General features: G+C 69.2%; 21 protein-coding genes. 14 read left to right on the plus strand and 7 right to left on the minus strand.

What is annotated here, in order from left to right:
- The first annotated feature begins 174 nt into the window (after positions 1-174).
- The 3 genes from G3I41_RS08420 (at position 175) to G3I41_RS08430 (ending at position 4,190) form a co-directional block, all read left to right on the plus strand.
- Positions 175-384, plus strand: coding sequence for a hypothetical protein (locus G3I41_RS08420; RefSeq protein WP_027737854.1), 210 nt, complete (start codon positions 175-177; stop codon positions 382-384).
- 10 nt (positions 385-394) lie between these two features.
- The gene (locus G3I41_RS08425) at positions 395-2,995 is read left to right on the plus strand and encodes a DEAD/DEAH box helicase family protein (protein ID WP_027737853.1); all 2,601 of its coding nucleotides are present in this window, start codon (positions 395-397) and stop codon (positions 2,993-2,995) included.
- Positions 2,996-3,254: 259 nt separating this feature from the next.
- A complete protein-coding gene (locus G3I41_RS08430) occupies positions 3,255-4,190 on the plus strand; it encodes a DUF5655 domain-containing protein (protein WP_027737852.1) in 936 nt (311 codons plus the stop codon).
- A gap of 99 nt (positions 4,191-4,289) precedes the next feature.
- Here G3I41_RS08430 and G3I41_RS08435 read toward each other — a convergent pair whose 3' ends face one another.
- Entirely contained in the window at positions 4,290-5,036 is a 747-nt protein-coding gene (locus G3I41_RS08435; RefSeq protein WP_027737851.1) for a site-specific DNA-methyltransferase, read from the minus strand.
- A 580-nt stretch (positions 5,037-5,616) separates the two neighbouring features.
- On the opposite strand from G3I41_RS08435, the gene G3I41_RS08440 reads away from it, so the two are divergent.
- The 10 genes from G3I41_RS08440 to G3I41_RS08485 all read left to right on the plus strand — a co-directional run bounded on the left by G3I41_RS08440 (position 5,617) and on the right by G3I41_RS08485 (position 15,195).
- Positions 5,617-6,762, plus strand: coding sequence for a C40 family peptidase (locus G3I41_RS08440; RefSeq protein WP_027737850.1), 1,146 nt, complete (start codon positions 5,617-5,619; stop codon positions 6,760-6,762).
- Positions 6,763-6,853: 91 nt separating this feature from the next.
- Entirely contained in the window at positions 6,854-7,162 is a 309-nt protein-coding gene (locus G3I41_RS08445; protein ID WP_023421641.1) for a DUF6112 family protein, read from the plus strand.
- Complete coding sequence (locus G3I41_RS08450) at positions 7,162-7,842, plus strand: hypothetical protein (protein WP_027737849.1); 681 nt, start codon at positions 7,162-7,164, stop codon at positions 7,840-7,842. Before G3I41_RS08445 ends, G3I41_RS08450 begins: the two co-directional genes overlap by 1 nt.
- A gap of 28 nt (positions 7,843-7,870) precedes the next feature.
- Positions 7,871-9,244, plus strand: coding sequence for an ATP-binding protein (locus G3I41_RS08455; RefSeq protein ID WP_027737848.1), 1,374 nt, complete (start codon positions 7,871-7,873; stop codon positions 9,242-9,244).
- A 135-nt stretch (positions 9,245-9,379) separates the two neighbouring features.
- Positions 9,380-10,846, plus strand: coding sequence for an SCO6880 family protein (locus G3I41_RS08460; protein WP_027737847.1), 1,467 nt, complete (start codon positions 9,380-9,382; stop codon positions 10,844-10,846).
- 25 nt (positions 10,847-10,871) lie between these two features.
- Positions 10,872-11,324, plus strand: a complete 453-nt coding sequence (locus tag G3I41_RS08465) for a DUF6238 family protein (RefSeq protein WP_027737846.1) — start codon at positions 10,872-10,874, stop codon at positions 11,322-11,324.
- Between the two features lie 25 nt (positions 11,325-11,349).
- A complete protein-coding gene (locus G3I41_RS08470) occupies positions 11,350-12,855 on the plus strand; it encodes an ATP-binding protein (protein WP_027737845.1) in 1,506 nt (501 codons plus the stop codon).
- Positions 12,856-12,950: 95 nt separating this feature from the next.
- Entirely contained in the window at positions 12,951-13,586 is a 636-nt protein-coding gene (locus G3I41_RS08475; RefSeq protein ID WP_027737844.1) for a hypothetical protein, read from the plus strand.
- Between the two features lie 197 nt (positions 13,587-13,783).
- Positions 13,784-14,269, plus strand: a complete 486-nt coding sequence (locus tag G3I41_RS08480) for a hypothetical protein (protein ID WP_239081529.1) — start codon at positions 13,784-13,786, stop codon at positions 14,267-14,269.
- A 161-nt stretch (positions 14,270-14,430) separates the two neighbouring features.
- Positions 14,431-15,195, plus strand: coding sequence for a hypothetical protein (locus G3I41_RS08485; protein ID WP_027737842.1), 765 nt, complete (start codon positions 14,431-14,433; stop codon positions 15,193-15,195).
- Here G3I41_RS08485 and G3I41_RS36690 read toward each other — a convergent pair.
- Positions 15,137-15,580: an aldo/keto reductase gene (locus G3I41_RS36690; protein ID WP_239081538.1), complete on the minus strand. Its 444-nt coding sequence runs from the start codon at positions 15,578-15,580 to the stop codon at positions 15,137-15,139. The genes G3I41_RS08485 and G3I41_RS36690 overlap by 59 nt on opposite strands.
- Here G3I41_RS36690 and G3I41_RS36695 point away from each other — a divergent pair.
- The gene (locus tag G3I41_RS36695) at positions 15,498-15,779 is read left to right on the plus strand and encodes a hypothetical protein (RefSeq protein ID WP_239081551.1); all 282 of its coding nucleotides are present in this window, start codon (positions 15,498-15,500) and stop codon (positions 15,777-15,779) included. The genes G3I41_RS36690 and G3I41_RS36695 overlap by 83 nt on opposite strands.
- A gap of 310 nt (positions 15,780-16,089) precedes the next feature.
- Here G3I41_RS36695 and G3I41_RS08495 read toward each other — a convergent pair whose 3' ends face one another.
- The 5 genes from G3I41_RS08495 to G3I41_RS08515 all read right to left on the minus strand — a co-directional run bounded on the left by G3I41_RS08495 (position 16,090) and on the right by G3I41_RS08515 (position 21,353).
- Complete coding sequence (locus G3I41_RS08495; protein ID WP_027737840.1) at positions 16,090-17,226, minus strand: NAD(P)/FAD-dependent oxidoreductase; 1,137 nt, start codon at positions 17,224-17,226, stop codon at positions 16,090-16,092.
- Positions 17,227-17,480: 254 nt separating this feature from the next.
- A complete protein-coding gene (locus tag G3I41_RS08500; protein WP_027737839.1) occupies positions 17,481-18,908 on the minus strand; it encodes an amidohydrolase family protein in 1,428 nt (475 codons plus the stop codon).
- A 183-nt stretch (positions 18,909-19,091) separates the two neighbouring features.
- Entirely contained in the window at positions 19,092-19,496 is a 405-nt protein-coding gene (locus G3I41_RS08505; protein ID WP_051351870.1) for a RidA family protein, read from the minus strand.
- 79 nt (positions 19,497-19,575) lie between these two features.
- Positions 19,576-20,439 carry an alpha/beta hydrolase gene (locus G3I41_RS08510; RefSeq protein WP_027737837.1) on the minus strand — a complete coding sequence of 288 codons (864 nt, stop codon included), beginning with the start codon at positions 20,437-20,439 and terminating at the stop codon, positions 19,576-19,578.
- On the minus strand, positions 20,436-21,353 hold the full coding sequence (locus G3I41_RS08515; RefSeq protein WP_078514138.1) for a fumarylacetoacetate hydrolase family protein: 918 nt from the start codon (positions 21,351-21,353) through the stop codon (positions 20,436-20,438). The genes G3I41_RS08510 and G3I41_RS08515 overlap by 4 nt, the downstream gene beginning before the upstream one ends.
- Positions 21,354-21,703: the final 350 nt, after the last annotated feature.

Below are 21,703 nucleotides of genomic sequence, written 5' to 3' on the forward strand. Positions count from 1 at the left end.
CCCTCCAGAGCGAGGGGGTTGAGGTCACGGGGCGCCGCCCTTGGCCCCGCTCCTCAATCGCCGGAGGGGCTTTCTCGCACCCTAGTGCCGTGCTCGTTTCTGCGCTAAAACCTGCCTATGCGATCAACATCGAGCACGCTCGGGCGTTCTGGACGCCTCAGGTCCCTCGTCACCGTGGCCCTCGTCGGGCTGGCGGCCGCACTCGCCGGGCCCGGACAGGCGGCCCGGGCCGCCGACAACTCCGGAGCCCTCGGCGAGGTCACCGGGTTCCATCTCGACAAGGCCCGCTACATCTTCGACGCCGGGCCCGCCGAGGCCCGGGTCAGCCAACGAGAGCAGCGCGGAGTTACCGCCAGCGCCGTAGAGTTCTTACTCTACGAGTGAGGGGTGAACGGTGGCATACGCTGCGAAGCCGGACTTCGAACAGAACCTCACGGATTTCAGATCGGGGAGGTTCACTCAGCTTCGGCCTGGTCAGCTCCAGGTCCTCGCTGCATACGCGGAGCAGCACCTCGACACGCCAGATCTGGCGATCGAGATGCCCACGGGTGAAGGCAAGACGCTGCTGGCGTTGCTCATCGCCGATCACGCCCTCACCCGCGGGTGGTCAGTGGCCTACCTGGCCGGCACCCGCCAACTCGCCGAGCGGGTCGAAGAGGAAGCCGAAGCGCTAGGACTAGATGTTGTCCGCTTTGCCTCGAAGGACTACGGCGGCGCCAAGCTCGACGACTTCCACCAGGCCCAGGCTGTCGGTGTCATGAACTATTGGGTCTACTTCAACAGCAGGCCCGTTCCACAGCCCGCCGACCTGGTCATCTTTGACGACGCCCATCTCGCAGAGCAACCCCTCAGCGGCTTGCAGACCCTACGCATCCCCGACATACCCGGCCCTGCTCGCCAGCTCTACCAAACAATCTGTGAGCTGGTGGCGGCTCACACCGATGCATACCCCGGACTCAGCGCGATGCTCGACGGCTCCGCCCGACCCGGCACCCCACCCGAGCTGCTGTCCTTCAGCGACTGGGATGCGATCACAGGTCCGGCACGCGATGCCATCGAGGCATCGCCTCTCGTCACGGATCGCGAGTTGAGGGACGAGGCGATGTATGTCTGGCCCACAGTCCGCGACCACCTCACCCGATGCGGCATCCTGATCGGACCCTCCGGCATCGAAATCCGCCCCTACCACCCCCCAACTGCGCTCAATACCCAGTACAGCCGGGCCAAGCAGCGGATCTACCTGTCGGCCACCCTCGGCTCGATGGACGACCTCCAGCGGCGAGTCGGCGGCGGGCCGGTCACCCGCCTGACTACCGCGTCGCCGCTGCCGTCTAGCGCGACCGGCGCACGACGTCTGGTGCTCAATCCCAGTGCCGAACCTGCCTTCGCCCAGAACGTCCTTGGCTGGGCTCTCGCCCAAGCCCAGGCGGCCGGAGGCCGAGCGGCCTGGCTGTGCGCCAGCCACGCCGAGGCGGACACCCTTGAGGAGACCCTCACCGCCAGCGGGCACCATGTCTACCGTCTCCGTCCCGGAGACGACTCGATGGTTGACACCTGGAGTCGAGTCGCGGCCGGGCACCTGATCACCGCTGGCCGCTACGACGGACTCGACCTCGCTGGCGACCTGTGCAAGCTGGTCATCATCACCACAGTCCCGCAGGCAAGCAGCGAGTTTGAACGTTTCGTCGTTGCCTATCTCGGCGACGCCAGCTTTATGCGCCACCGGGTCGGCCAGCGAGTCACCCAGGCCCTGGGCCGTGCCAATCGCGAACCGACCGACCGTTCTCTCTACCTTGGGCTGGACCCCAGCTTCGCCCAGATGCTCGCTGACCCGGCAGTCCGCAAGTCGATCCCCACGGGCACCGAACCCACCATCCGTGCCTCACTGGAGATCTACGACCGGGGCTGGGATGGCACCCTGCGTGCCTGCACGACCTTCTGGCAACCAGCCGCGCAACTGCTGGCAGATGCAGACACCACGGCCCCGGCGGGGCCGCGTCGCAAGGTTCGGCCCGGCCGTAGCGCCAGCGGGAGCAGCGACGTCTCCAGCGCCGACGCCGAGGTCTCCGCAGCGACCGATCTCTGGCTCGGCGACCACGCGGGAGCGGCCAAGAAAGCGAGTGAAGCAGCCGCCCAACTTGCTTTGGCTGGAGAAACCGAGCATGCAGCGTTCTGGCGCTATGTGGAGGCCCATGCCCACTTCGACCGTGGACGCCCACAAGATCGGGTCGCCGCGCGTAGGGCGCTGAAGGACGCCACCGCTGGCGGGCCCCGGACCACTTGGTTCCTCCGCCTGGCTCGCACCGTCGCCGACCTCGAAGGCTCCGAACACACCGCTGACGACACCGACCGGTTCTTCCTTGCCTGGGACGAGTGGCGTCGTGAAACCGGTGGTCGGCTGAACCGCATGCTGTCTGACGGACGCGCCTCGCTCATCGGTAGCCACGATCAGCAATGCGAAGGGTTGACCAGCCTTGCTCGTCTCGTGGGCGCCAGCGGCGAACGCCCACCCAAGTGGGAACAGAGCGCCACTGACTGCCGCTGGACGTGGTCCACGGTCAAGCGGGCCGAACGTCGCGTCTGGGAAGTCAAAACCGTTCCGAAGGGGGAGCCCCATCCGCTGAACCGCAGTGACGTGAACCAGCTGCTCGGTCAGATCGAGGTCGAGACGAGGCGCTCTGCGAAGACCCGCGTCATCGGCTGCCTACTCACCCCGGCGACCGCTACCGAGGACGATGCTGCCGAAGCAGCCCACGACAAGATTGTGCTGGTTAACCACGCTGCGGCTGTGCGGCTCTACGACGTGTTGGCCGACCGGCTCCGCAAGTACGACGGGCTATGCGGTGATAACGACGCCGAAGCGCGCGGTGACGCGCGTACGAGGATCGAGGCGCTCCTCCCACAAGAAGATGGCTGGCTGGGCAAGCTGCTCGCTCCCTCTCGTGGGCGACTAATCACCGCAGACGATGTAGGCGCCCTATTCCCGCCGACGTGACGGTCCCGCGCTGCTCAGGTGGCTGCATGGTGGTTGGCCGCCCTGAACGCGTCCAGACTTGATGGCGTTGCCGTCACGGAGAAGCGATCAGAACAAAGTAGAACACTCAGTCACAGTCTTCACCGCCGTCAGCCAGGCGTTTTCCGCTACTCCTCAGCGTGAAGCCTGACCCCACCAGACGGTCCGGCCAGCTAGAAGTGGAATAACCAGGGCGTTCGCGCGATTGGCTTCCTTGCAGAGATCGCGGGAGGGGGCGCTGGTGGCCGAGCTAATGATGTTCCGGCAGGACGCGAACGGACGGGACGTCGAGCTGGCCGGCTCGACGGTTGCGCTGGAGGTGGAGCTGCAGCGGCGGGTCGAGGCCGGCCTGGAGCAGATGCTGGGCGTCCGTTTCCTGGCCTCGGAGTATCCGACCGGGCCTTGGCACCGGGGGCGGATCGACACCCTGGGACTCGATGAGAACGGCAGCCCGGTGGTGATCGAGTTCAAGAAGGGCTCGGACAGCGGGGTGATGTCCCAGGCTGTCTCCTACCTGTCCTGGCTGGAGTCGGCGCACCACGAGTTCGAGGCGCTCGTGCGGAAGGTGCTGGGGGCGGAGGTCGCTGAGTCCGTCGACTGGCGTCGTCCGCGGATGATCTGCATCGCGGCGGGCTTCTCGCATCACGACCGGGTGGCGGTGCAGAGGTTGCCCGAGCGGATCGACCTAGTGCGCTACCGGATCTTCGACGGTGGCCTGCTAGGGCTGCTGCTCGTGGACTCCGCGACCGGCTTCCCGAGCGCTGCCTCGTCTCGCCGGGGCCGGGAGCGGGCACCCGTGGCGGACAGCGTGCCGACGGCTTCGGCGGTCTCTCCGCCTGCGGGCGGAGGAGCGGTGCCGGAGTGCCTGCGGGACCTGTACGCGGAGTTGGACGAGGCGCTCACGGCATGGGGCGAGGTGGAGGTGGCGTCCCTGCGGCACTACATCGCCTACCGGCGGTTGGTGAACGTAGCGTCGGTGATCTTCCGGCCGAAGCACGAAGCGATCCTGGTGTACCTCAGACTCGACCCCGACACGGTCGAGCTGGAGGAGGGCTTCACCCGGGACATGCGCGGTATCGGACACCTCGGGACCGGCGACCTGGAGGTCCGCGTCGTCTCGGCAGCCGACTTGGAGAAGGCGGCGCCGCTGATCCGGCGGGCGTTCGAGGCGGCTTGACGTAACAGGAGGGGCGGCTGGTGCATCGGTTAGTCGACGCTCCAGCCGCCCCTCTGGCGTCTGTGGGCCGCCGGCCCTGGCCTCTCTGCGCTCTCACGCTCATGCCTCCGGTCCGGCCAGCTCGAAGTCGTCCTTCGTCAGTTCGGCTCGCAGCCGCTCCTCGGCGACGTCGGCGTAGTGCGCGGACAGCTCGACGCCTACGAAGTGGCGTCCTTCGCGCAGGGCCGCGACCCCTGTGGAGCCGCTGCCGGTGAACGGGTCGAGGACGGTGCCGCCCTCGGGGCAGACCTGGACGAGCTGCTGCATGACCTCGACGGGCTTCTGGGTGATGTGAACCCGGCCCTTGCGGGGCTGGGAGGCGATGTAGTGCCCCGGCAGGTAGAGGTCGCGGGTGTTGTCGAGGGAGCCCTTGACGCCCCAGATGATGAACTCCGAGTCCTGCTTCGGCCCGCCCTTGCGGGGGCGGCTGGACGGCTTGATCCACGGGATCGTGCCGCTCCAGGTCCATCCCGCCATCTGCAGGGCGTCGGAGGTGGTCGGCTCCTGTCGCCAGTCGGTGAAGACCATGGCGACCGCGTGCTCGGTCGAGGCCCGGTACGCCTCGGTGAGCAGTTCGGTCAGCCAGGAGCGGTAGGAGCGCTGGTCGCGGTTCTCGCCGGGGAAGTTGGCGAGGTCGTGTGCCGAGTTGCTCGTGACGTACTTGGCGCGAGCGGTACGGCCGGTTCGGTCGGAGCTGGTGCGGCCCCCGGAGTTGTACGGCGGATCGGTGATCACCGCCTGGACGCTCTCGTCCGGGAGGGACTTCAGGACGGTCAGGGCGTCGCCTCGGTGCAGCGTGTAGCTCATGGGGAGGGCCTCTATTCGGGCGCGGCGGAGTCTGGACCTGCTCCGGGCAGCGCTCAACGGCGCGCATCCGGTGCGAGGTTGCAGCGGAGGTTAACGGTGAATTTCGGCCGCACCTAACGAGGTGGCTCCCTGCTTTGAGCCCTCGGATGGCAGTCGTTTGGTGCGGCCGGAATCCCGGTCTACTGTCTCGCCGTGCCACCGGGAAGGAGCGTTGCTCCACCCCCGTTGAGCTGTGCTTATCCGTGCTGTCTCGTCCAATCGAGCAGCGTCGAAGGCATGTTGCCCATCTGCCCGCGAGCGCCGTGAGGAGGCCCACGTGCACTGCCTGAGATTACGAGCGCGGCTGGCTGCCGCGCGTGACCTGAAACCGGCGTCGTGGAGCTACCAACTCCTCTGACCTGGGCCCGCCGAGAGGCGGATGCACATCGGCGCGGTGCCGACGGCTTTGCACGAGAAGTCGGCACCGCGCCTCCTACGAACACCGAGGAGCCGCTGCGATGCAGCATGCCCTGACACACCCGCGCCCCGACCCACCTCCGTCGTCTGGTTCGCACCGCCCTCGTGCTGAACGGCGGCGGCCGTGAAGAAGACGACGGGAGCCCTCGTCGGTCTGTGCGCCACCGGACCACTCCTGCTGGCACTGCCGATTCTCGGCATCGGTGCCGGGACCGCCTCGGCCTCGTGCTCGACCGACGGTGCACAGGGTGTGGACACCTCCGCCGTCGCCAAGCAGGTGAAGGCCATCTTGGACGGCGGCGACAAGGGCTCGGTCTCCGTGCCGGGCCTGGACGCGCCTGCCGACCAGGTGCCCAACGCCAAGACGATCCAGGCCACGGGTGTCGCGATGAACATCCCTGCCCGAGGGCAGGTCGTCGCCCTGGCGACCGCGCTGCAGGAGAGCGGCCTGCGGAACCTGACCTACGGCGATCGCGATTCGTTGGGTCTCTTCCAGCAGCGGCCGTCGATGGGCTGGGGCACGGCCAGCCAGATCCTTGACCCGGTGCACGCCTCGACGAAGTTCTACGAGGGGCTCAAGAAGGTCTCCGGGTGGCAGTCCCTCTCTGTTACCCAGGCCGCCCAGGCGGTGCAGAAGTCGGGCTTCCCCGAGGCGTACGCCAAGTGGGAGCCGCTGGCCACCGCGCTGCAGAAGGCCATCGCGCCCTTGCTGCAGGAGGCCGGCGGTGCATCGCCGAGCCCGTCGCCGTCCGGTTCTGCCGACACCGGCAGCCCCTCTCCCGATTCCGCGGGGGGTTGTTCGGCGGACGGCGACGGGACGGACTTCGGCACCATCCCGGCGGGCGCGTTGCCGGACGAGTACAAGATTCCCGCCTCCGCGCCGCCGAAGGTGCAGACGGCGATCCGGTGGGCGCTCGGCCAGCTCGGCACGCCGTATCAGTGGGGCGGCACGTGCACCGACTCCCACGGCAAGAACCCGATGGGCCGCTGCGACTGCTCCTCCCTGATGCAGGGCGCGTACAAGGCCGCCGGGGTCACCCTGACGCGGACCACGTACACGCAGGTCAAGGACGGCAAGGCCGTCTCGGTCGATGCCCTCGAGCCGGGCGACCTCCTCTTCACCGAGGGGACGGCCGCCGTACCGGAACACGTTGGGATGGCGATCGGCCAGGGCTTGATCGTCCACGCCCCGCACACCGGCGACGTCGTACGGATCACCACCGTCGCGTCCTGGAAATCGCGGATTCTCGCGGCCCGCCGAGTCGTCTGACCGACGCTCCTCCCCCTCCTCGCCTCCCCCCTCGCACCGCTTGTTCGCCCCGCCGGGCTTTGGCGCTGCGCTCCCTCGAACTGGAGTTCCCATGTATCTCGCTGACCAGGTCATACAGCTCGCCTACGACCCCGGAATCAAGCCGAACGAGGGCGGACTCCCCGGCCTCAACGTCCTCAAGCAGGTGATGGGCTCGATCAACCTCTTCGGGCTCATCGCCGTGGTCGGCGCCCTCGCCGTCAGCGCGGGCGTATGGGCCTGGGGCCATCACTCGGGCGGTCACCAGGCGGAGGCGAACGGGAAGAAGGGCGTGCTGGTCAGCGCGGGCGCGGCCCTTCTGCTCGGTGCGGCCAACGGCGTGGTGGCCTTCTTCTCGACGCTCGGGACGCAGGTCCACTGATGGCTCAGCACTCCACACACCCCGGCGGCGCATCTCGCGTGCGCCGCCGGGCGCTGCTCGGCACTGCCGTCCTGGCGGTGCTCGTCGCCCTCGCCGGCCTGGCCGCATACCTCACCCGCGAGAGCCGAAGCCCCTCCGATACTCCTGCGCCACCGTCGAGTTCGCCCACGGCCTCCTCGTCGTCCGCGGCACCGTCCAGGCCGCACACCCGACCCCGCGCTCTCCCCGTCCCGCCGAAAACCCACGACCCGATCACGTACGGCAAGGCCGCCGCAGCAGCGCTGTGGTCGTACGACACCCACGCGTACTCGCAGCCCGAGCTGCGCAAGGCGCTGCGCGGCTGGCTGACCACGGAGTCGAAGTACGCCGATCCGGCCTCCGTCGACCAGGCGGTCCCCTCGGCCGTGCTGTGGAAGGAGATGGCCGCCAACAAGCAGGCAGCCACCGCCAAGATCAACGAGGGCCACTTCCCGCACGCCTTCACCCAGGCCCTCCAGGACGACCCCGGGGCGATCACCCAGGCGTACGTCTACGCCGTCACGGTCTCCGGCAAGCAGTCGATTCGCTGGAAGGGCTCGGCCGCCGGCGGCGCGGAGAGCCGTTCCACCACCCTCGCGGTCCAGTGCCGGCCCAACCACCCCTGCGCTCTGGTCGGCGTCATGCCGTCCGTCGCTCCCTGACCCTCGCCCCAGAACGGAGGTACGACCCATGGGAGTCTGCGACTTCCCGCTGATGGACAAGGTGTGCGGCGCTGTCGACTTCGCCACCAACCCCGCCGGCACCGTCACCGACGGTCTCGGCGCGTGGATCGCGAAGTCGGCGGGTGAGCTGGCGTCCAGCGCGGCCGACCTGGCCGCCAAGGCCGTCAACAAGACGACGGCGATCGACCTCAACGCGGGATGGTTCCGCGACAACTACGAGCTGCTGCTGCCCATCGGCCTCGCCCTGACCGTCGGCATCTTCTGCATCCAGCTCATGACCGCGGCCTGGCGCCGAGACGAACGCGCACTCGCCAAGGCGGCGTTCGGCACCATGACCGGAGTCCTGTTCAGCTTCTCCGCCATCGCCTTCACCACCGTCGCCATCACCGTGGTCGACGCGCTGTCCGACGGCCTCTTCAAAGCCGCCAACACCTCGATCGACGATGCGATCCGCCGTGTGATCAAGGTCGATCAGATGGGGGCCATGTACGGCCTCGGCTGGGGTGTGCCCGCGCTGGTCGCCTTCGGGTGCGCGATCGGCGCCTTCCTCTACTGGGGCGTGATGGTCGCCCGCAAGGTCGGCGTCCTGATCATGGTCGCGCTCGCCGTGTTCGCCGGGGCGGGCGGCGGCTGGGAGGTCGCCAAGCGGTGGCGGCGCGGCTGGATCGAGGCCACCGGCACCCTCATCGTCTCCAAGCTCCTGATGACCGTCGTCTTCCTCATCGGCGTCTCCGCCATGGGCAAGACCGACGCCAGCGACGGGATGGCGGCCCTGTCCGACGCGATGGCCGGCATCGTCGTGATGGTCCTGGTGCTGCTCTGCCCCTACGCGACGTACAAGTTCGTGCACTGGGCCAGCGATGGTGGTGGTCACGACGACATGCACCGTACCGGCGTCGCCGGCATGGCAGTCGCCGCCGGAGCGGCCAAGACCGTGGGCAGCCTCGCGATGCGGGCCAGCACCGGCACCCCCGCTCCGCAGGGGCCGAACCAGGTCCCCGGGGCAGGGACCGATGGCGTCGCCTCCGGTATCAACCCCTCGGGCACCAACCTCAGCAAGGAGGGGATCGACGCTGGGCCGCCCAAGCAGCAGACCCGCTTCCGGTACGGCGAGGACCCCAACGCCTCCGGCGACAAGGGCCGTGCCCTGATCCAGCGCCCCGGGATCCCGCCGCTGATCACCCGGCCCGGCGAGGACGAACCGGATGGGTCCGAATCGACTGCCCATGGCGTCTCGGGCGGTTCGGGTCAACTCGCAGCCGCAGCGGCTCCGCGCGGCAACATGACCTCCATGCCGCCTGCTGGCCCCACGCCGTCGGCCGCCGGTTCTCCGACGCCGAGCAACTGGGTGTATCCCACCCAGCCGCCGTCGGGTTCCTGACCCACATCCCCGGGGGCGGGCCGCACTCCACGGCCTGCCCCCGCCTCTGCCCGATCAACAGGAAGGTTTCGCCATGACGTCCAGAAGACCGCCGCGCGCCCCGTCCTCCGCCCGCTCCCACCGTCTGGAACCACCATGTCCGGCAAGGACCAGTCCTCCACGCCCACCGTGAAGTTTCCCCACCGCAGCAGGCGCGGCGTCCTGCTCGGCCTGACCGTCCCGCAGTTGGCCGTCGCCGGACTCACCGGCCTTCTCCTTCTCACCGTCATCCTCGCCCGAGGCGTGGTCGGCGCTCTCCAGCTCATACCGCTGTGGGCGGTCATCGCCCTGCTCGTCTTCGTCCGCCACCGAGGCCGCGCATTGGCCGACTGGGCCCCGATCGTCGTCCGCTACGCGCTGCGCCGGATGCGAGGCCAGCTCGTCTGGCTCACCCGGCCCTCCCGCCGGCCGACCCGCGAGGGGCTGCTGCACCTTCCCGGCACTGCCGCCAGCCTGCGCGTGGCCACCGCTCCCGACGGTAAGTACGGCGCCGTCCACAACCCGCACACCGGGACGCTGACCGCGGTGGTCAAGGTCTCCTCCCGCGCCTACGCCCTGCTCGACCCGGGCACCCAGCAGGCCAACGTCGGCGGCTGGGGACGCGCGCTGGCGGCCCTCGCCCGTACCGGACAGATCGCCCGCATCCAGGTGATCGAGCGCACCATCCCCGACTCCGGCGACGCGCTGCGCCGCTACTGGGAAGAGCACGGCCGACCCGACACCCCAATGGCCGGCGCGATCTACAACGAGCTGATCCAGAGCGCCGGCCCCGCAGCCGCCCCGCACGAGGCGTACGTCGCGGTGTCCTTGGACACCAAGGCGGCCCGTCGGCTGATCAACCAGGCCGGTGGCGGTCTCACCGGTGCCTTCAGTGTCCTCGCCCAGCTCACCTCCACGTTCGACCAGGCGGCGCGGACCGCCGGTCTCACCCCGACGGGCTGGCTCACAGCCCGCGAGATCGCCGCCGTGGTGCGCACCTCCTACGACCCGAAGGCGCTGGCGACACTCGACCGCTGGTCCACGGCCGGTCGCCCCGAGGCCGAGCCCGCCGCTGCCGGCCCCGTCGTGGTCGTCGAAAAGGCGGACCACATCGCCACTGACTCCGCCGTGCACGCCACCTACTGGGTGGAGAACTGGCCGCGCACCGAGACGTCGGCCGGGTTCCTGCACCAGCTCCTTTTCACCGGCGGCGTCCGGCGCACGCTGTCGCTCTCCTATGAGCCGAAGAACCTCGACGCCGCCCTGCGCGACGTGCAGCGCAAGAAGTCCAGCGTGATCGCCGACGCCGCCGAACGGGCCCGGCGCGGTCAGGTCGACTCCGAGGCGGACTCACTCGAGTACCAGGACATCAAGTCTCGCGAACGCCAGCTCATCGCCGGGCACGCCGATGTCGCCCTGACCGGTCTGCTGACCGTCTCAGCCGACACCGAGGACGAGCTGCGCACCGCCTGCGCCGTCGTGGAGACCGCCGCTGTCGGCGCCCAGCTCGATCTCCGGCCGCTGACCTGGCAGCAGGCCGAGGCGTTCGCCGCCGCCGCCCTGCCGCTCGCGCTCGCTGCCTGACCCTTCCCTTCGAAGGAGCACCCTCATGTCCCGCACCACCAGCCCGACCGCGCAGGACTTCGTGCCCTTCGCCACCGCCGCACTCGACTTCCACCGGGCGCTCAACATCCCGGGCAGCCCGCTGGTCACCACCCGGGCCGAACTGGACGCCCTGCACGCCCACCTCGTCTCGCTGTACGGGCTGCTCGACGCCCACGCCGGTCGCACCGGGCAGCTCGTGGCGATCGAGGGCGACCAGCTCCGTACCGCCCGCACCCGCATCTGGCAGGCCGCCGAGCACCTCCACGCCGCCTACCACGCGGCACCCCGCCCGGATTCCGGCGAGGTCCCCGAACCGGAGGCGTGCCAGACCGGCCTTCCAGAGGGCGCACCGGAACTGACCATCTGCCAGCGCCACCAGCGCACCGCTCATCTCGTGCGGCGGCGCACCACCCCGGCCGACCTGCACGCCCCGTTCACCGGCCTCGTCCGCCGCTGATCCATCCCTCACCTGGAGAAACGTCATGCCCCGTACCCGCGCCAGTGCCTCCCCCCTGTTCGTGCCCCATAAGACGACACGCGCCGAGCAGCGGGCCGCCCGAGCCGATTTCACCGAGGCTCGCCGCCAGGCACGCCTCGCCGGAAGCCCGCCCAAGCACCGCGCCGAGCAGACCCTCGACCCGGATCTGCGGCCCACCTATCCGCTCGCGGGTCGCCCCGGTCCGGCGTCCGCCCGCGGCGGCAAGCTCGACCTGCCCGCCCACCGGATGACCACCGCGACAGCCAGCGGCGCGTACCCGTTCGTGGCCGAGGGCGGCCTGGGCGCCGAAGGGGTGTTCATCGGCCGCGATGTGCACGCGGAGGCGGCCTTCTGTTTCGATCCGTTCTCGCTCTACAACAGCGGCCGGATCGAAGGCTTCACGAACCCCAACGCAGTTCTGGCCGGGATCATCGGCATGGGCAAGTCGGCGCTGGCGAAGTCGATCGCCACCCGGTCGATCGCCCACGGCTACCGCGTCTACATCCCCTGCGACCCCAAGGGAGAGTGGACCGGCGTCTCGCAGGCCCTCGGCGGCTACAGCATCGCCCTGGGTCCAGGGCTCCCGGGCCGGTTGAATCCGCTCGATGCCCCGGCCCGCCCCGCCTCCGTCAGCAAGGAGGACTGGTGCACGGAGGTCCGCAAGCGCCGGCTGCTGCTCCTGGCCGGCCTCGCCCGTACCGTGCTGAAGCGCGATCTGCTGCCGATGGAACACACCGCTCTCGACCTCGCCTTGGACCTGGTCGTCGCCGATGCCATCGGTCAGGGCACGGTGCCGCTGCTCGGCGAGATCGCGCACGTACTCGGCTCCCCCGAACGCCTCGACCAGGCTCTCGGCCACCAGGCCGGACACCTCGGCTCGGCCGCCCAGGATCTCGCCCACGCCCTGCGACGCCTTGTGCACGGCGACTTGAGCGGCATGTTCGACGCCCCGTCCACGGTGTCGTTTGACCCGACCACACCGATGCTGTCCATCGACCTCTCCCGTCTCGGCGGCTCCGGCGACGACACAGCGCTGGTGCTCGCGATGACGTGTGCGAGCGCGTGGATGGAGTCAGCCCTGTCCGATCCCGATGGCGGTCGACGCTGGGTGATCTACGACGAGGCGTGGCGGCTGATGCGGCACGTCGGCCTGCTGGAGCGGATGCAGAGCCAATGGAAGCTCTCACGGGGGCTGGGCATCGCGAACCTGATGGTGATCCACCGGCTGTCGGACCTGCTCTCGGCGGGCGACGCCGGCTCGCGCGGTCGCGTGCTGGCCGAGGGCCTGCTCGCCGACTGCTCCACCCGCATCATCTACCGCCAGGAGCCGGACCAGCTCGCTGCCGCCGCATCCCTGCTCGGCCTGACCGGTGTCGAGACCCAGGCAGTGTCCGCCCTGACCAAGGGCCGGGGCCTGTGGAAGGTCGCCGGTCGCAGCTTCATCACCCAGCACATCCTCCACCCGGCCGAGCGGGAGCTGTTCGACACCGACGCCCGCATGGCGGCGTAGCCCAACGCCCAGCTCAGCAAAAGGGATCGATCATGTCTGCTACTTCTACTTCTCCTTTCTCCGATGATGACCAGCCGCCGCAGGTCGCAGAGCCCTTGGCGTGGCGACGGCACCTCCCGGCACTGGCCTCGGCCGCCGCCGGCATCAACGAGGCGTCCGACGCGTGGGATGCAGTCTCGGGCTCCCTCTGCGACGCGGACGGCTGGCCGCTGGACGACAAGGTCTACGGGGACGGGAAGGTCAAGCGGGACGCCGACGCGTGGAAGCACGCCGAGGTGTTCCTCGACCACGGACCCGAAGTGCTGGCCGGGGTCCGCGCCGCCGCCGACGGCCCCGACTACGTCGAGGGGCCGATCAGTGACGACCTCCGTCGGCTGCGCGGGATCGACACCACCCTTCTCCGGGCGGAGGAGCTGCGGCACGAGTGGGACGGCGTCATGGCGCTCATGGACGGTTCACAACCGAGCGTGCTCCACCTCTACCAGGAGCGCGCCGAGGAGCACCGCAACACCGAAGGCTGGCACTACGCACACGAACTGTCCTATCAGGGACCGGCGTTGGTGCGTATAGGCGAACTCCTCGCTCACCGGGCGGACACCGAACGGCCGGCGCAGACCGAACGGGCGCGCGTCGCCCTGACCCGGTCCCCTCACAACACCCCTGCTGCGTCACCCGCCTCTCCCTCAGTCCCCCCGGCGCCGCATCCGCCGGCTCCAGGTCAGTCGCGGTGATCCCTAGCGCGCAGTCACGGCCGCACCAAAACGCCCGATCACCGGATCCTCATGGATCACCGCACTCCCCCAGCCCACACTCCCGGCGGCTCACACCGTCCGGCGGGGCGTTCGCAACGGAGAACTCCATGCACCGCGACGGCCCGCCCCCGCCCTCCGCATCCGATCCGCGGCACCTTCAGGCCGCCCTCTGTTCCATGCTCGGGCAGCGCGGCCTGGAGTGCACCGTCGAGTACGGCCTCAACGACTACATCGTCCACGCCGAGCTTCCCGACGGTAGTTCGCTGATCATCTCGCCCCCACAGGAGCCGCACCCCGAGTCCTCGGAAAGCTGGATGGTCACCCGCCACCGATCCGTCGAGCCTGCCGTCTACGAAGTGATCTACGACTCCGAGCCGAACGGTCCGCATGCACGCCACGGCGGCAGCGTGCCGGATCTCCTCGCCGCCGTCGACGCCCGCCTGGACCAGCTTGGCGTACCGCCACGCCAGGAGCAGGAACGATCCGGCAAGGAGCGCGCCGCCAACGTGCTCCCACCCGGCTCCGCTCCATCCCGGGCGCGTGTCGCTCTCACCCCTTCACCGTCGATCGGCCAGCGCGTGCCCCCGACCGGTCCGCCGACGGAGTCTTCCGCGCGGGCCGCACCGTCGCCGGCTCGTCCCTCATCCGCTCCCCGACTCTGACCGACCGCGACCCAGGAGTCCTCCGTGCACCACACCACCAGAACTGATCCGCCCGTCGCCCGCACCTGTAACCGCCCAGGAGTCCTCCGTGCACCGCACCACCAGAACTGATCCGCCCGTCGCCCGCACCTGCAACCGCACCCGCCTCGGATGGATCTCCCATGCCCAGCCACTACGATGTGCTGCCCGACCTGGCCTTCGGCCACCACCCTGTCCACGGCATCGTCGCCGCGAACCCGAAGAACCTCGCGGCCAGCTCCTGGATGCTAAGGGGATTCGACTTCCATCCCGTTGCCGACCAGGCGACGTTGTACGCGCTGGCCGACCAAAACCGTGACGGTCACGGCCGTACGAGGCGGGCCATCGAGCTGCTGCGCAAGGCCGGCTACCAGGTCGATGTGGACGCCGCGCTTGACCCTGCACTGGCGCCCGACACGGCACAGGTACGCGACCGCGGTCCGCTCGGTGAACCAGACGTCGCCTTCGCCGATCACCCGCAGCTCGGCATCATCGCAGCCCTCGACGACCGTGTCTCCGCCCTTAGCGCGCTCGCGCTGGTGGAGGACGGCTGGCGGCACAACTCGAGCCTGGACGTCTACACGCTCCCCGCGACCACCGATCGCGTCGAGGCGCTGGGGAAAGTCGCCGACGCCACGGTGGCCCTGCACCGTTCGGGGCTCCAAGTCGCAGTGCAGCCCCGTCTCGCTCAAGAGGTGACGGCCCGGACCCGCTCTGTTGCGACGCCGGCCGCCGATAGGGAGCGCGGCCATGGTCCCGCTCGCGCGTCTCCGTTGAGCGCCGCCGCGCTCGCCGCCAGCCCAGCCCGCGCCCGTATCCCGGGCAGGGCGCCGGTCCCCGCCTCCGCCGTCACCACAGCAGCGGTCCGGCCGGTTGACCCCCGCATCGCGTACTCCCGCGACCGCTGATCCAACTCTCCAAGAAGGCCCTTGCATGGCCGTTGTTGGTACAGCACGCTATTCGGAACTGCGGAGTGCCCCACACCAGGGTCGGTGGTAGCAGGGACTCAGGCCGGATACCTCGCCGGCGCAGGACTGATGTCGCGTCCCGACGATGTGTAGGCCATCCGCTTTTCTGTAGGCATGTGCGCTGGCGTCGGCGATAGTTGTAGGCAGTCCGATCCGGTTCGACCGCGTCGAACACGTCGGCGGACAGGGTGATGTCCGCGGTCGGCAGGAACGCCTCCAGCTGCTCCATGGTGTGCGGGCCGATGATGCCCGAGGTGACACCGGGGTGGTTGATGACGAAGGCGACGGCCAGTTCGATCAGCGTGTGCCCGGCCTTCTCGGCCAAGACGGCGAGTTGCTCGACGGCGTCGAGTTTGCGCCGGCTGGCATGGGTGCTCATGTCGAAGCGGGCCTGGGGGCGGGCGGCCGTAGCCGGGCCCTACGCCTCCGTGCGCCAGGAGTACGTCCTGCCAGCCCTGCTCAACATGCACGCACTATTGCGGGTGCTGGACGAGAAAATGTCAGACGACGGCCCGGACGCCTGACCCGCCTGATGCACCCGTTCGTACGTAGCGCTCGCTCCCCCCGCGGGGCGGCCGGGTCGGGTTCGCGATGGCCGCCTTCGTGGCCGAGGTTCTCGCCCACGAAGGCGTCATCGTTGCCGTCGCGACCCGGGCAATGGTCTGCTTTGGTCTGCCTATCCCCATGCCCGGGCGCACGAAGACCAGGTGGCCAGCAAGATGCGGACGTGTGGTGGCGCACATACGTCGCGTCAAACGAGGCGGCAAGGCAGAAGCAGTCGGGAGGCGCAGCCCTGGCCTGGGGGCCGTCTCTGCTTCCAGGCGGCCGAGCGGGTCAGTGGACTGCCAGGGAACCCATTGGCTGGTGCCGGGCGCCGCGGTTGAGGTTCCGGTCGAACCACTGGGTCTGGGACAGGCGCCCGAGCGTGCGGGCGCGGGTTCCGAGCAATGGGCTCGGGCAGTGGCCGAGCACGAAGCCGTAGTAGTAGGACCAGCGTTGCACATGGTCCGTGATGGCCTTCTGTCGTCGCTCCCATTCGGGCAGCACGGTGGTGATGTCCTTGTTCTGTTCCGCGAGGGCGGCGAGGGCCATCGCGTTGATGAAGGCGGTGTTCGCGGCCTGTCCAAGGTTGGGCGGCATGGCGTGGGCGGCGTCGCCGAGGACAGCAGCATGGCCGGCGCTCCAGCGTCGGCAGCGGACGTTGACGAGGCGGTCCCACCGGCCGTCTTCGGCGAAGCGGTGCACGAGGTCGGCGACAGCAGGGAAGTCCGCGGCCCATAGATCGCGGTCGACGGGGAGTCGTCCGGCGCGGTCGTCCCCGACCGGGGCGCTGAGGAAGATGTAGTCCTGCTCGTCGGTGCAGGGGTTGAACAGCAGGCGCCGTGCTCCGTGCCAGTACTCGATGATCGTGTCGTCGGGTTGGTCGTCGGAGCGGTCGATGAGCATGCGGATGCCGGCCTGACTGCCGAAGTCCATCCATGCGGTGCAGAAGATCGATTCGCGCAGGCGGGAGTACGCGCCGTCTGCGGCGACGACCAGGTCGGCGCGGCTCGTTTTGCCGTTGGCGTACTCGATTCGGCCGTCCGCGGACATTCCGGTGACCAGTGAGGACGTGACGATGTCGACGCCGTAGTACTCCGCGCGGGCGATCAGAGCGGCGTAGAGGTCGGCCCGGGGTGGCAGGAGCATGCGGTCGCCGGGGCCGGTGTAGCGCGACATCAGCGGCTTGCCGCGGTGGTCTGCGATGCGCCATTCGCGGATGGTGCGTGCCCGCTTGGTGGCCTGGTCGAAGGCCCCGAGGGTCTCGAGCGTTTGCAGGCCGCTTTCCCAGAGCCAGATTCCGGCGCCGTACATGCGCAGTTCGTCGTTGCGCTCGTGCAGCCGTACGTGCCAGCCGAGTTGGGCGAGCCGGGTGGCCAGGGTGAGACCGGCCAGGCCGGCTCCTGCTATTTCTGCGGTTCGCGGTGCCATCCGTAGACCTCCAAGATGCGTTGGAAAGTGCCTGGATCGGGGTGGAGCCGTCAGAGTGCGGTGTTGAGTACGGCACAGGCGCGGGGGCGGCCGTGCCGGGGCGGAGCTGTCAACGGTTGCGTCTGGTCTGGGACGTTGTGCGGTGTGCTGCGAGGTGTCGAGCGAAGGTTGGGGGGTGGCCGGCCGCCGGGTTGACCCGGCGGCCGGGCGGTGAAGCGTCGGGGTCCGGCCCCGACCGCTGGAAGTGCGGTGCGCTATTCGGCGGCGGCCGCGACCTCGTGCTCGCGCTTTTGCAGGTCCGAGACGAGGTCCTCGCGCTGCTCGGTGCTCCAGTCGAGTTGGGTGACCGGGCGTTCGCCGCCCTCGAAGGCGCGCTCGTAGGACATGACCTCGAAGCCGTAGTCGTGCGGCAGGTAGTTGTTGCGCAGGAAACGGGTGCGGATGTCGTCGGGGAAGGTCTGCAGTTCGCCGGCGAGGACGACATGCGTGATCTTGCCCGGCGTGTAGAGCAGCTTGAGGTTCACGCTGGGGTCGCCGTCGACGACGATCAGGTCGGCGAGCTTGCCGACGGCGACCTCGCCGACCTCGCCCTCCAGGCCGACCATGGGGGCGTTGTTGAGCGTGCCGGCGCGGATGGCCTCCAGGGGCGTCATCCCGGCGTATTCCACGAGGAGTTCGAGTTCGCGGGCGTGGAACTCGCCGTAGGGGACGACGGCGAAGCCGCTGTCGGTGCCCATGCCGAACTTGACGCCGGCCGCATGGGCCCGGTGCAGCGAGTCCATGGTCTTCTCGTTCATGCGCTTGGTCGCCTCGGCGATGCTGGGGCGGATCCCGGACAGGTGGGAGAACTCGACGATGTGGTGCATGAACAGCAGGGTCGGGATCAGCGGGATCTGGGATTGGGCGAGCTTGTCGATCACCTCGTCCGTCATCATGTTGCCGTGCATGATGTGGTCGAAGCCCGCGTCGACGGCCGCGCCGACCTCGTCCGAGCCCCGGGCGTGGATGGTGATGCGCCGGTTGAAGCGGTGTGCGGTGTCGGCGCACAGCTTCATCTCGTCGTTGCTGAATGCCTGGAATTCGCCGAACGGGCTGTCCGCCAGTTTGATCAGGTCGACGCCGTTCTTCACCTGGTGGCGGATCTCGGAGACCATCTCGTCCGCGGTGTTGGTCAGCCGTCCGGTGCTGGCCTCCGGGTTGCCGGTGGTGTCCGGGAACCAGTCGGTGAGGCCGTTGCTCGTGGTCAGGTACCGGCCGGCGGTCGTCATGCGGGGGCCGTGCACGAGCCCCTGCCGGATGCCTTCGCGCAGGCCGACGCCGATGTAGAAGGAGCCGCCGGGCTGCGAGATGCTGGTCACCCCGGCGTGCAGCACCTTTTCGATGTTGGCCGCGGCGATCAGGGTGCGCAGCTCGGCCGGGGTGTACATGCTGATTTCTTCTTCGGTGCGCGCCAGCCCGTAGGTCATGTGACAGTGCGCGTCGATCAGTCCGGGCATGACGGTTTTGCCGCGGGCGTCGATGCGCTGCAGTGTGACACCGCGGGGTATGTCGGTTTCTGCGTCGACGCTGCCGAACTTGACGATCCGGTCGCCTTCGGCGAGGACGTCACAGGTGCGCAGAATGGTGGAGCCATCGCCGGTGATGACGTCCCCGCCTTCGATCAACATCCACTGCTTCGCCATTGTCCAACTCCTGCTCTTTGCCGTTTTCCGCCGGGGCCTCCGTGGTGCGGGGGTCTCGGGCTTGCGGTTTTGCTGGTCGCTTCGAACGCACCGGGCGTACAGGTGGGGCGGGTCCGCGGGCGGGCGGTGCCGACTGCTTGGGGAGAAGCGTGGGCGCCGCCCGCTCGCGGTGGGCCGCTGGGTTTAGCCGATGGCGAGTGCTTCGATCTCCACGCTGAACTGCTCTTCGACGAGGCCGGAGACGAGGACGAGGGTGTTGGGCGGGTATTCGCCGTTGGGGTAGATCTCGGCGAAGACTTCCCGGCGGGCGTCCATGAACTCGGGGATGGAGGCGCGGTCGACGATGAAGGTGTTGAAGCGCAGTACGTCGGCGAAGGTAAGGCCGATGCCGTTGAGGACGGTCTGCACGTTGGCGAAGGACTGCTTGGTCTGGGCGTAGATGCTGCCGTCGCCGGGCAGGGAGCCGTCCGGCAGTCCTCCCAGCTGGCCGGCGATCGAGTGCACGGTTCCGGTCCCGCTCGAGGCCGGCGAGTAGGCGCCGTACAGCTTGCCGAGGTCGGGGATGTGCGGGGTGAACTTCACGGACATGGGGTGCTCCCGTTCAGAGGATGGGGTTGTTCGGTGGGGTGTGGCTGGTCGCTGGCGAGCCTGGGTGGGCTGTGGGCGTTCAGAAGGTGCGTTCGCGGCCGTGCCGGGTGGCGGTGTCGGCGAAGATCCAGTTGAGGGCGTCGATGAAGGCGGCCGGCCGCTCCCAGTAGGGGGCGTGGCCGGTGTCGCGGATCCAGGCCATGGGCAGGTCGGGCAGGCGGTCCATGCTGGCGCGCCCGGTCTCGGCGGAGACGATGGTGTCCTCGCTGCCCCAGATCATTCCGACGGGTGCCCCCTGGTCGGCGAGGCGCTGGGCGTCGGCTGCGATGAGGTGGTCGTTGATGGGGCCTTCGAAGTGGCGGCCGATGGCGTCGAAGGAGGCGTCGGCGCCGGCGGAGTTGTTGATCCTAGATTCCTCCAGGGCCCAGGCGTCGGTGACCCGCGCGCTGTCGTGGATGAGGGCGGTGAGCTTGCGTCGGCAGTCCTCGACGCCGCGCTGCTTGAGGATGACCTGGCTGATGTTGGCGCCCTCCTTCTCGTCGAGCGGGACGACGCCGAGGGTTCCCACCATGGCCAGGCGGTGCACCGGGGTGGTGAAGTTGCGTGCCATGTAGCCGCCGATCTGGCCGCCGAGGGATGTTCCGATGACGGTCAGCCGCGAGTGGGCGTACTGGGCGGCGACCTTGCTGGCGATGTCGGCGCAGTAGGGGACGGTGAAGGGGAGGGAGCCCTTGTCGGCGAAGCCGTGGCCGGGCAGGTCCAGTGCGAGGACGCGGTAGCCCTGGGCGGCCAGGGGCTCGAGCAGGGGGGTGAACCGGTCGGCCCGTGAGCCGACGCCGTGGATGCACAGGACGAGGTCGCTGCCCGATCCTGCGTCCAGGACGCGGGTCTGCACACTTTTGCCGTCCGCCTCGACGTGGACGGGGTATTGCCTGATGGTCACTGGGTGGCTCCTCCTGTGGGGGTGTGTGCCGGGGTGGGGTGGGCGATGGTGTTGCGCAGGGCTCCCAGGCCGCTGGCCTTGATGACGACTTCGTCGCCGGGCTGGAGGTAGCGCGGGGGGTTGAAACCGATGCCGACGCCCTGGGGGGTACCGGTGGCGATCACGTCGCCCGGCTGCAGGGTGATTCCGGCGGAGAGGGTCTCGATGATGGCCGGGATGTCGAAGATCAGACGGGAGGTGTCGGAGTCCTGGCGGAGTTCGTCGTTGACGAACGTCTGCAGTGTGATCTTGTCGGGGTCGACTTCGTCGGCCGTGGTCACCCAGGGGCCCATCGGGCAGAAGGTGTCCAGGGACTTGCCCAGGAACCACTGTTTGTGGTCGCGCTGCATGTCCCGGGCGGTGACGTCGTTGATGAGGGTGTAGCCCCAGACGTAGTCGAGGGCGTCGGCCCGCGGGATGCGGTAGCCGGGCTTGGAGATCACGATGCCGATCTCGCCCTCGTAGTCGAGGGCTGAGGTGATGTCCGTGTGCGGGTCGATCTCCTGGCCGGGGCCGATGACGGAATGGGCCGGCTTGGTGAAGATGACGGGTTTGTCGGGCACCTCGGCGACGCCGGCGGAGTGCGTGGCGTCGAAGCCGCTGCGGGCGAACTCGGCGGCGTGGTCGGCGTAGTTGCGGCCGACGCAGAAGATGTTGCGGTCCGGCACGAGGGGGGCCAGCGGCTTCCAGCCGGGAGGTCCCGGGCGGGTGGCCAGCCGGGCGAGTTCGTCGCCCGAGAGTCCGACGAGTTCCTGGAGGCGGGTGTAGGGCCGCTGGTTCTTCTCGTCCCACACGATGCGGGGCTCGGCGCCCTGTTCGTCCAGTACGCACAGAACCGGCCCGTAGTTCTCCGTTTGTGAGCGCGCGAAGCGCATTGATCCTCCGGTTGCGCGAAACCAATGTGAACCTTCGGCTCACCATAGGTATCGATTGGTTGGCCGTCAACGGTTGCGCAGCAGCCCCCTTCCGTCGCCCGGCACGGGGCAGGCCCCCCGCCCGCCGCCCTGAGCGGCAGCCTGCGAGCAGCGGTTTTCCGGCACCCGGCCAGCAGGCGGGGCACCGTCGCCGGCGACGGTGGAACTGCGGTCGACCGGGTTGCCCATCGACCGGTCGGCGCTGCGGCGGAGGGGAGCGTCGGCGGCTGGAACGCGCCTCCTGCAGGGGGCGCTCGGGCCGGGATGTCGCGCGCTGGCCTGGGGCTCGCCTGCTAGGCTCCTGGGCTCAG

It is taken from the genome of Streptomyces sp. SID9727 (assembly GCF_010550605.1).
Taxonomy (GTDB): domain Bacteria; phylum Actinomycetota; class Actinomycetes; order Streptomycetales; family Streptomycetaceae; genus Streptomyces.

Coding starts and splice junctions, on each gene's coding strand:
- G3I41_RS08485 (WP_027737842.1), top strand. CDS start 14,431: ATGCCCAGCCACTACGATGTGCTGCCCGACCTGGCCTTCGGCCACCAC.
- G3I41_RS08515 (WP_078514138.1), bottom strand. CDS start 21,353: ATGCGCTTCGCGCGCTCACAAACGGAGAACTACGGGCCGGTTCTGTGC.
- G3I41_RS08505 (WP_051351870.1), bottom strand. CDS start 19,496: ATGTCCGTGAAGTTCACCCCGCACATCCCCGACCTCGGCAAGCTGTAC.
- G3I41_RS08455 (WP_027737848.1), top strand. CDS start 7,871: ATGGGAGTCTGCGACTTCCCGCTGATGGACAAGGTGTGCGGCGCTGTC.
- G3I41_RS08450 (WP_027737849.1), top strand. CDS start 7,162: ATGGCTCAGCACTCCACACACCCCGGCGGCGCATCTCGCGTGCGCCGC.
- G3I41_RS08460 (WP_027737847.1), top strand. CDS start 9,380: ATGTCCGGCAAGGACCAGTCCTCCACGCCCACCGTGAAGTTTCCCCAC.
- G3I41_RS08465 (WP_027737846.1), top strand. CDS start 10,872: ATGTCCCGCACCACCAGCCCGACCGCGCAGGACTTCGTGCCCTTCGCC.
- G3I41_RS08435 (WP_027737851.1), bottom strand. CDS start 5,036: ATGAGCTACACGCTGCACCGAGGCGACGCCCTGACCGTCCTGAAGTCC.
- G3I41_RS36695 (WP_239081551.1), top strand. CDS start 15,498: ATGATGCCCGAGGTGACACCGGGGTGGTTGATGACGAAGGCGACGGCC.
- G3I41_RS08500 (WP_027737839.1), bottom strand. CDS start 18,908: ATGGCGAAGCAGTGGATGTTGATCGAAGGCGGGGACGTCATCACCGGC.
- G3I41_RS08445 (WP_023421641.1), top strand. CDS start 6,854: ATGTATCTCGCTGACCAGGTCATACAGCTCGCCTACGACCCCGGAATC.
- G3I41_RS08495 (WP_027737840.1), bottom strand. CDS start 17,226: ATGGCACCGCGAACCGCAGAAATAGCAGGAGCCGGCCTGGCCGGTCTC.
- G3I41_RS08470 (WP_027737845.1), top strand. CDS start 11,350: ATGCCCCGTACCCGCGCCAGTGCCTCCCCCCTGTTCGTGCCCCATAAG.
- G3I41_RS08480 (WP_239081529.1), top strand. CDS start 13,784: ATGCTCGGGCAGCGCGGCCTGGAGTGCACCGTCGAGTACGGCCTCAAC.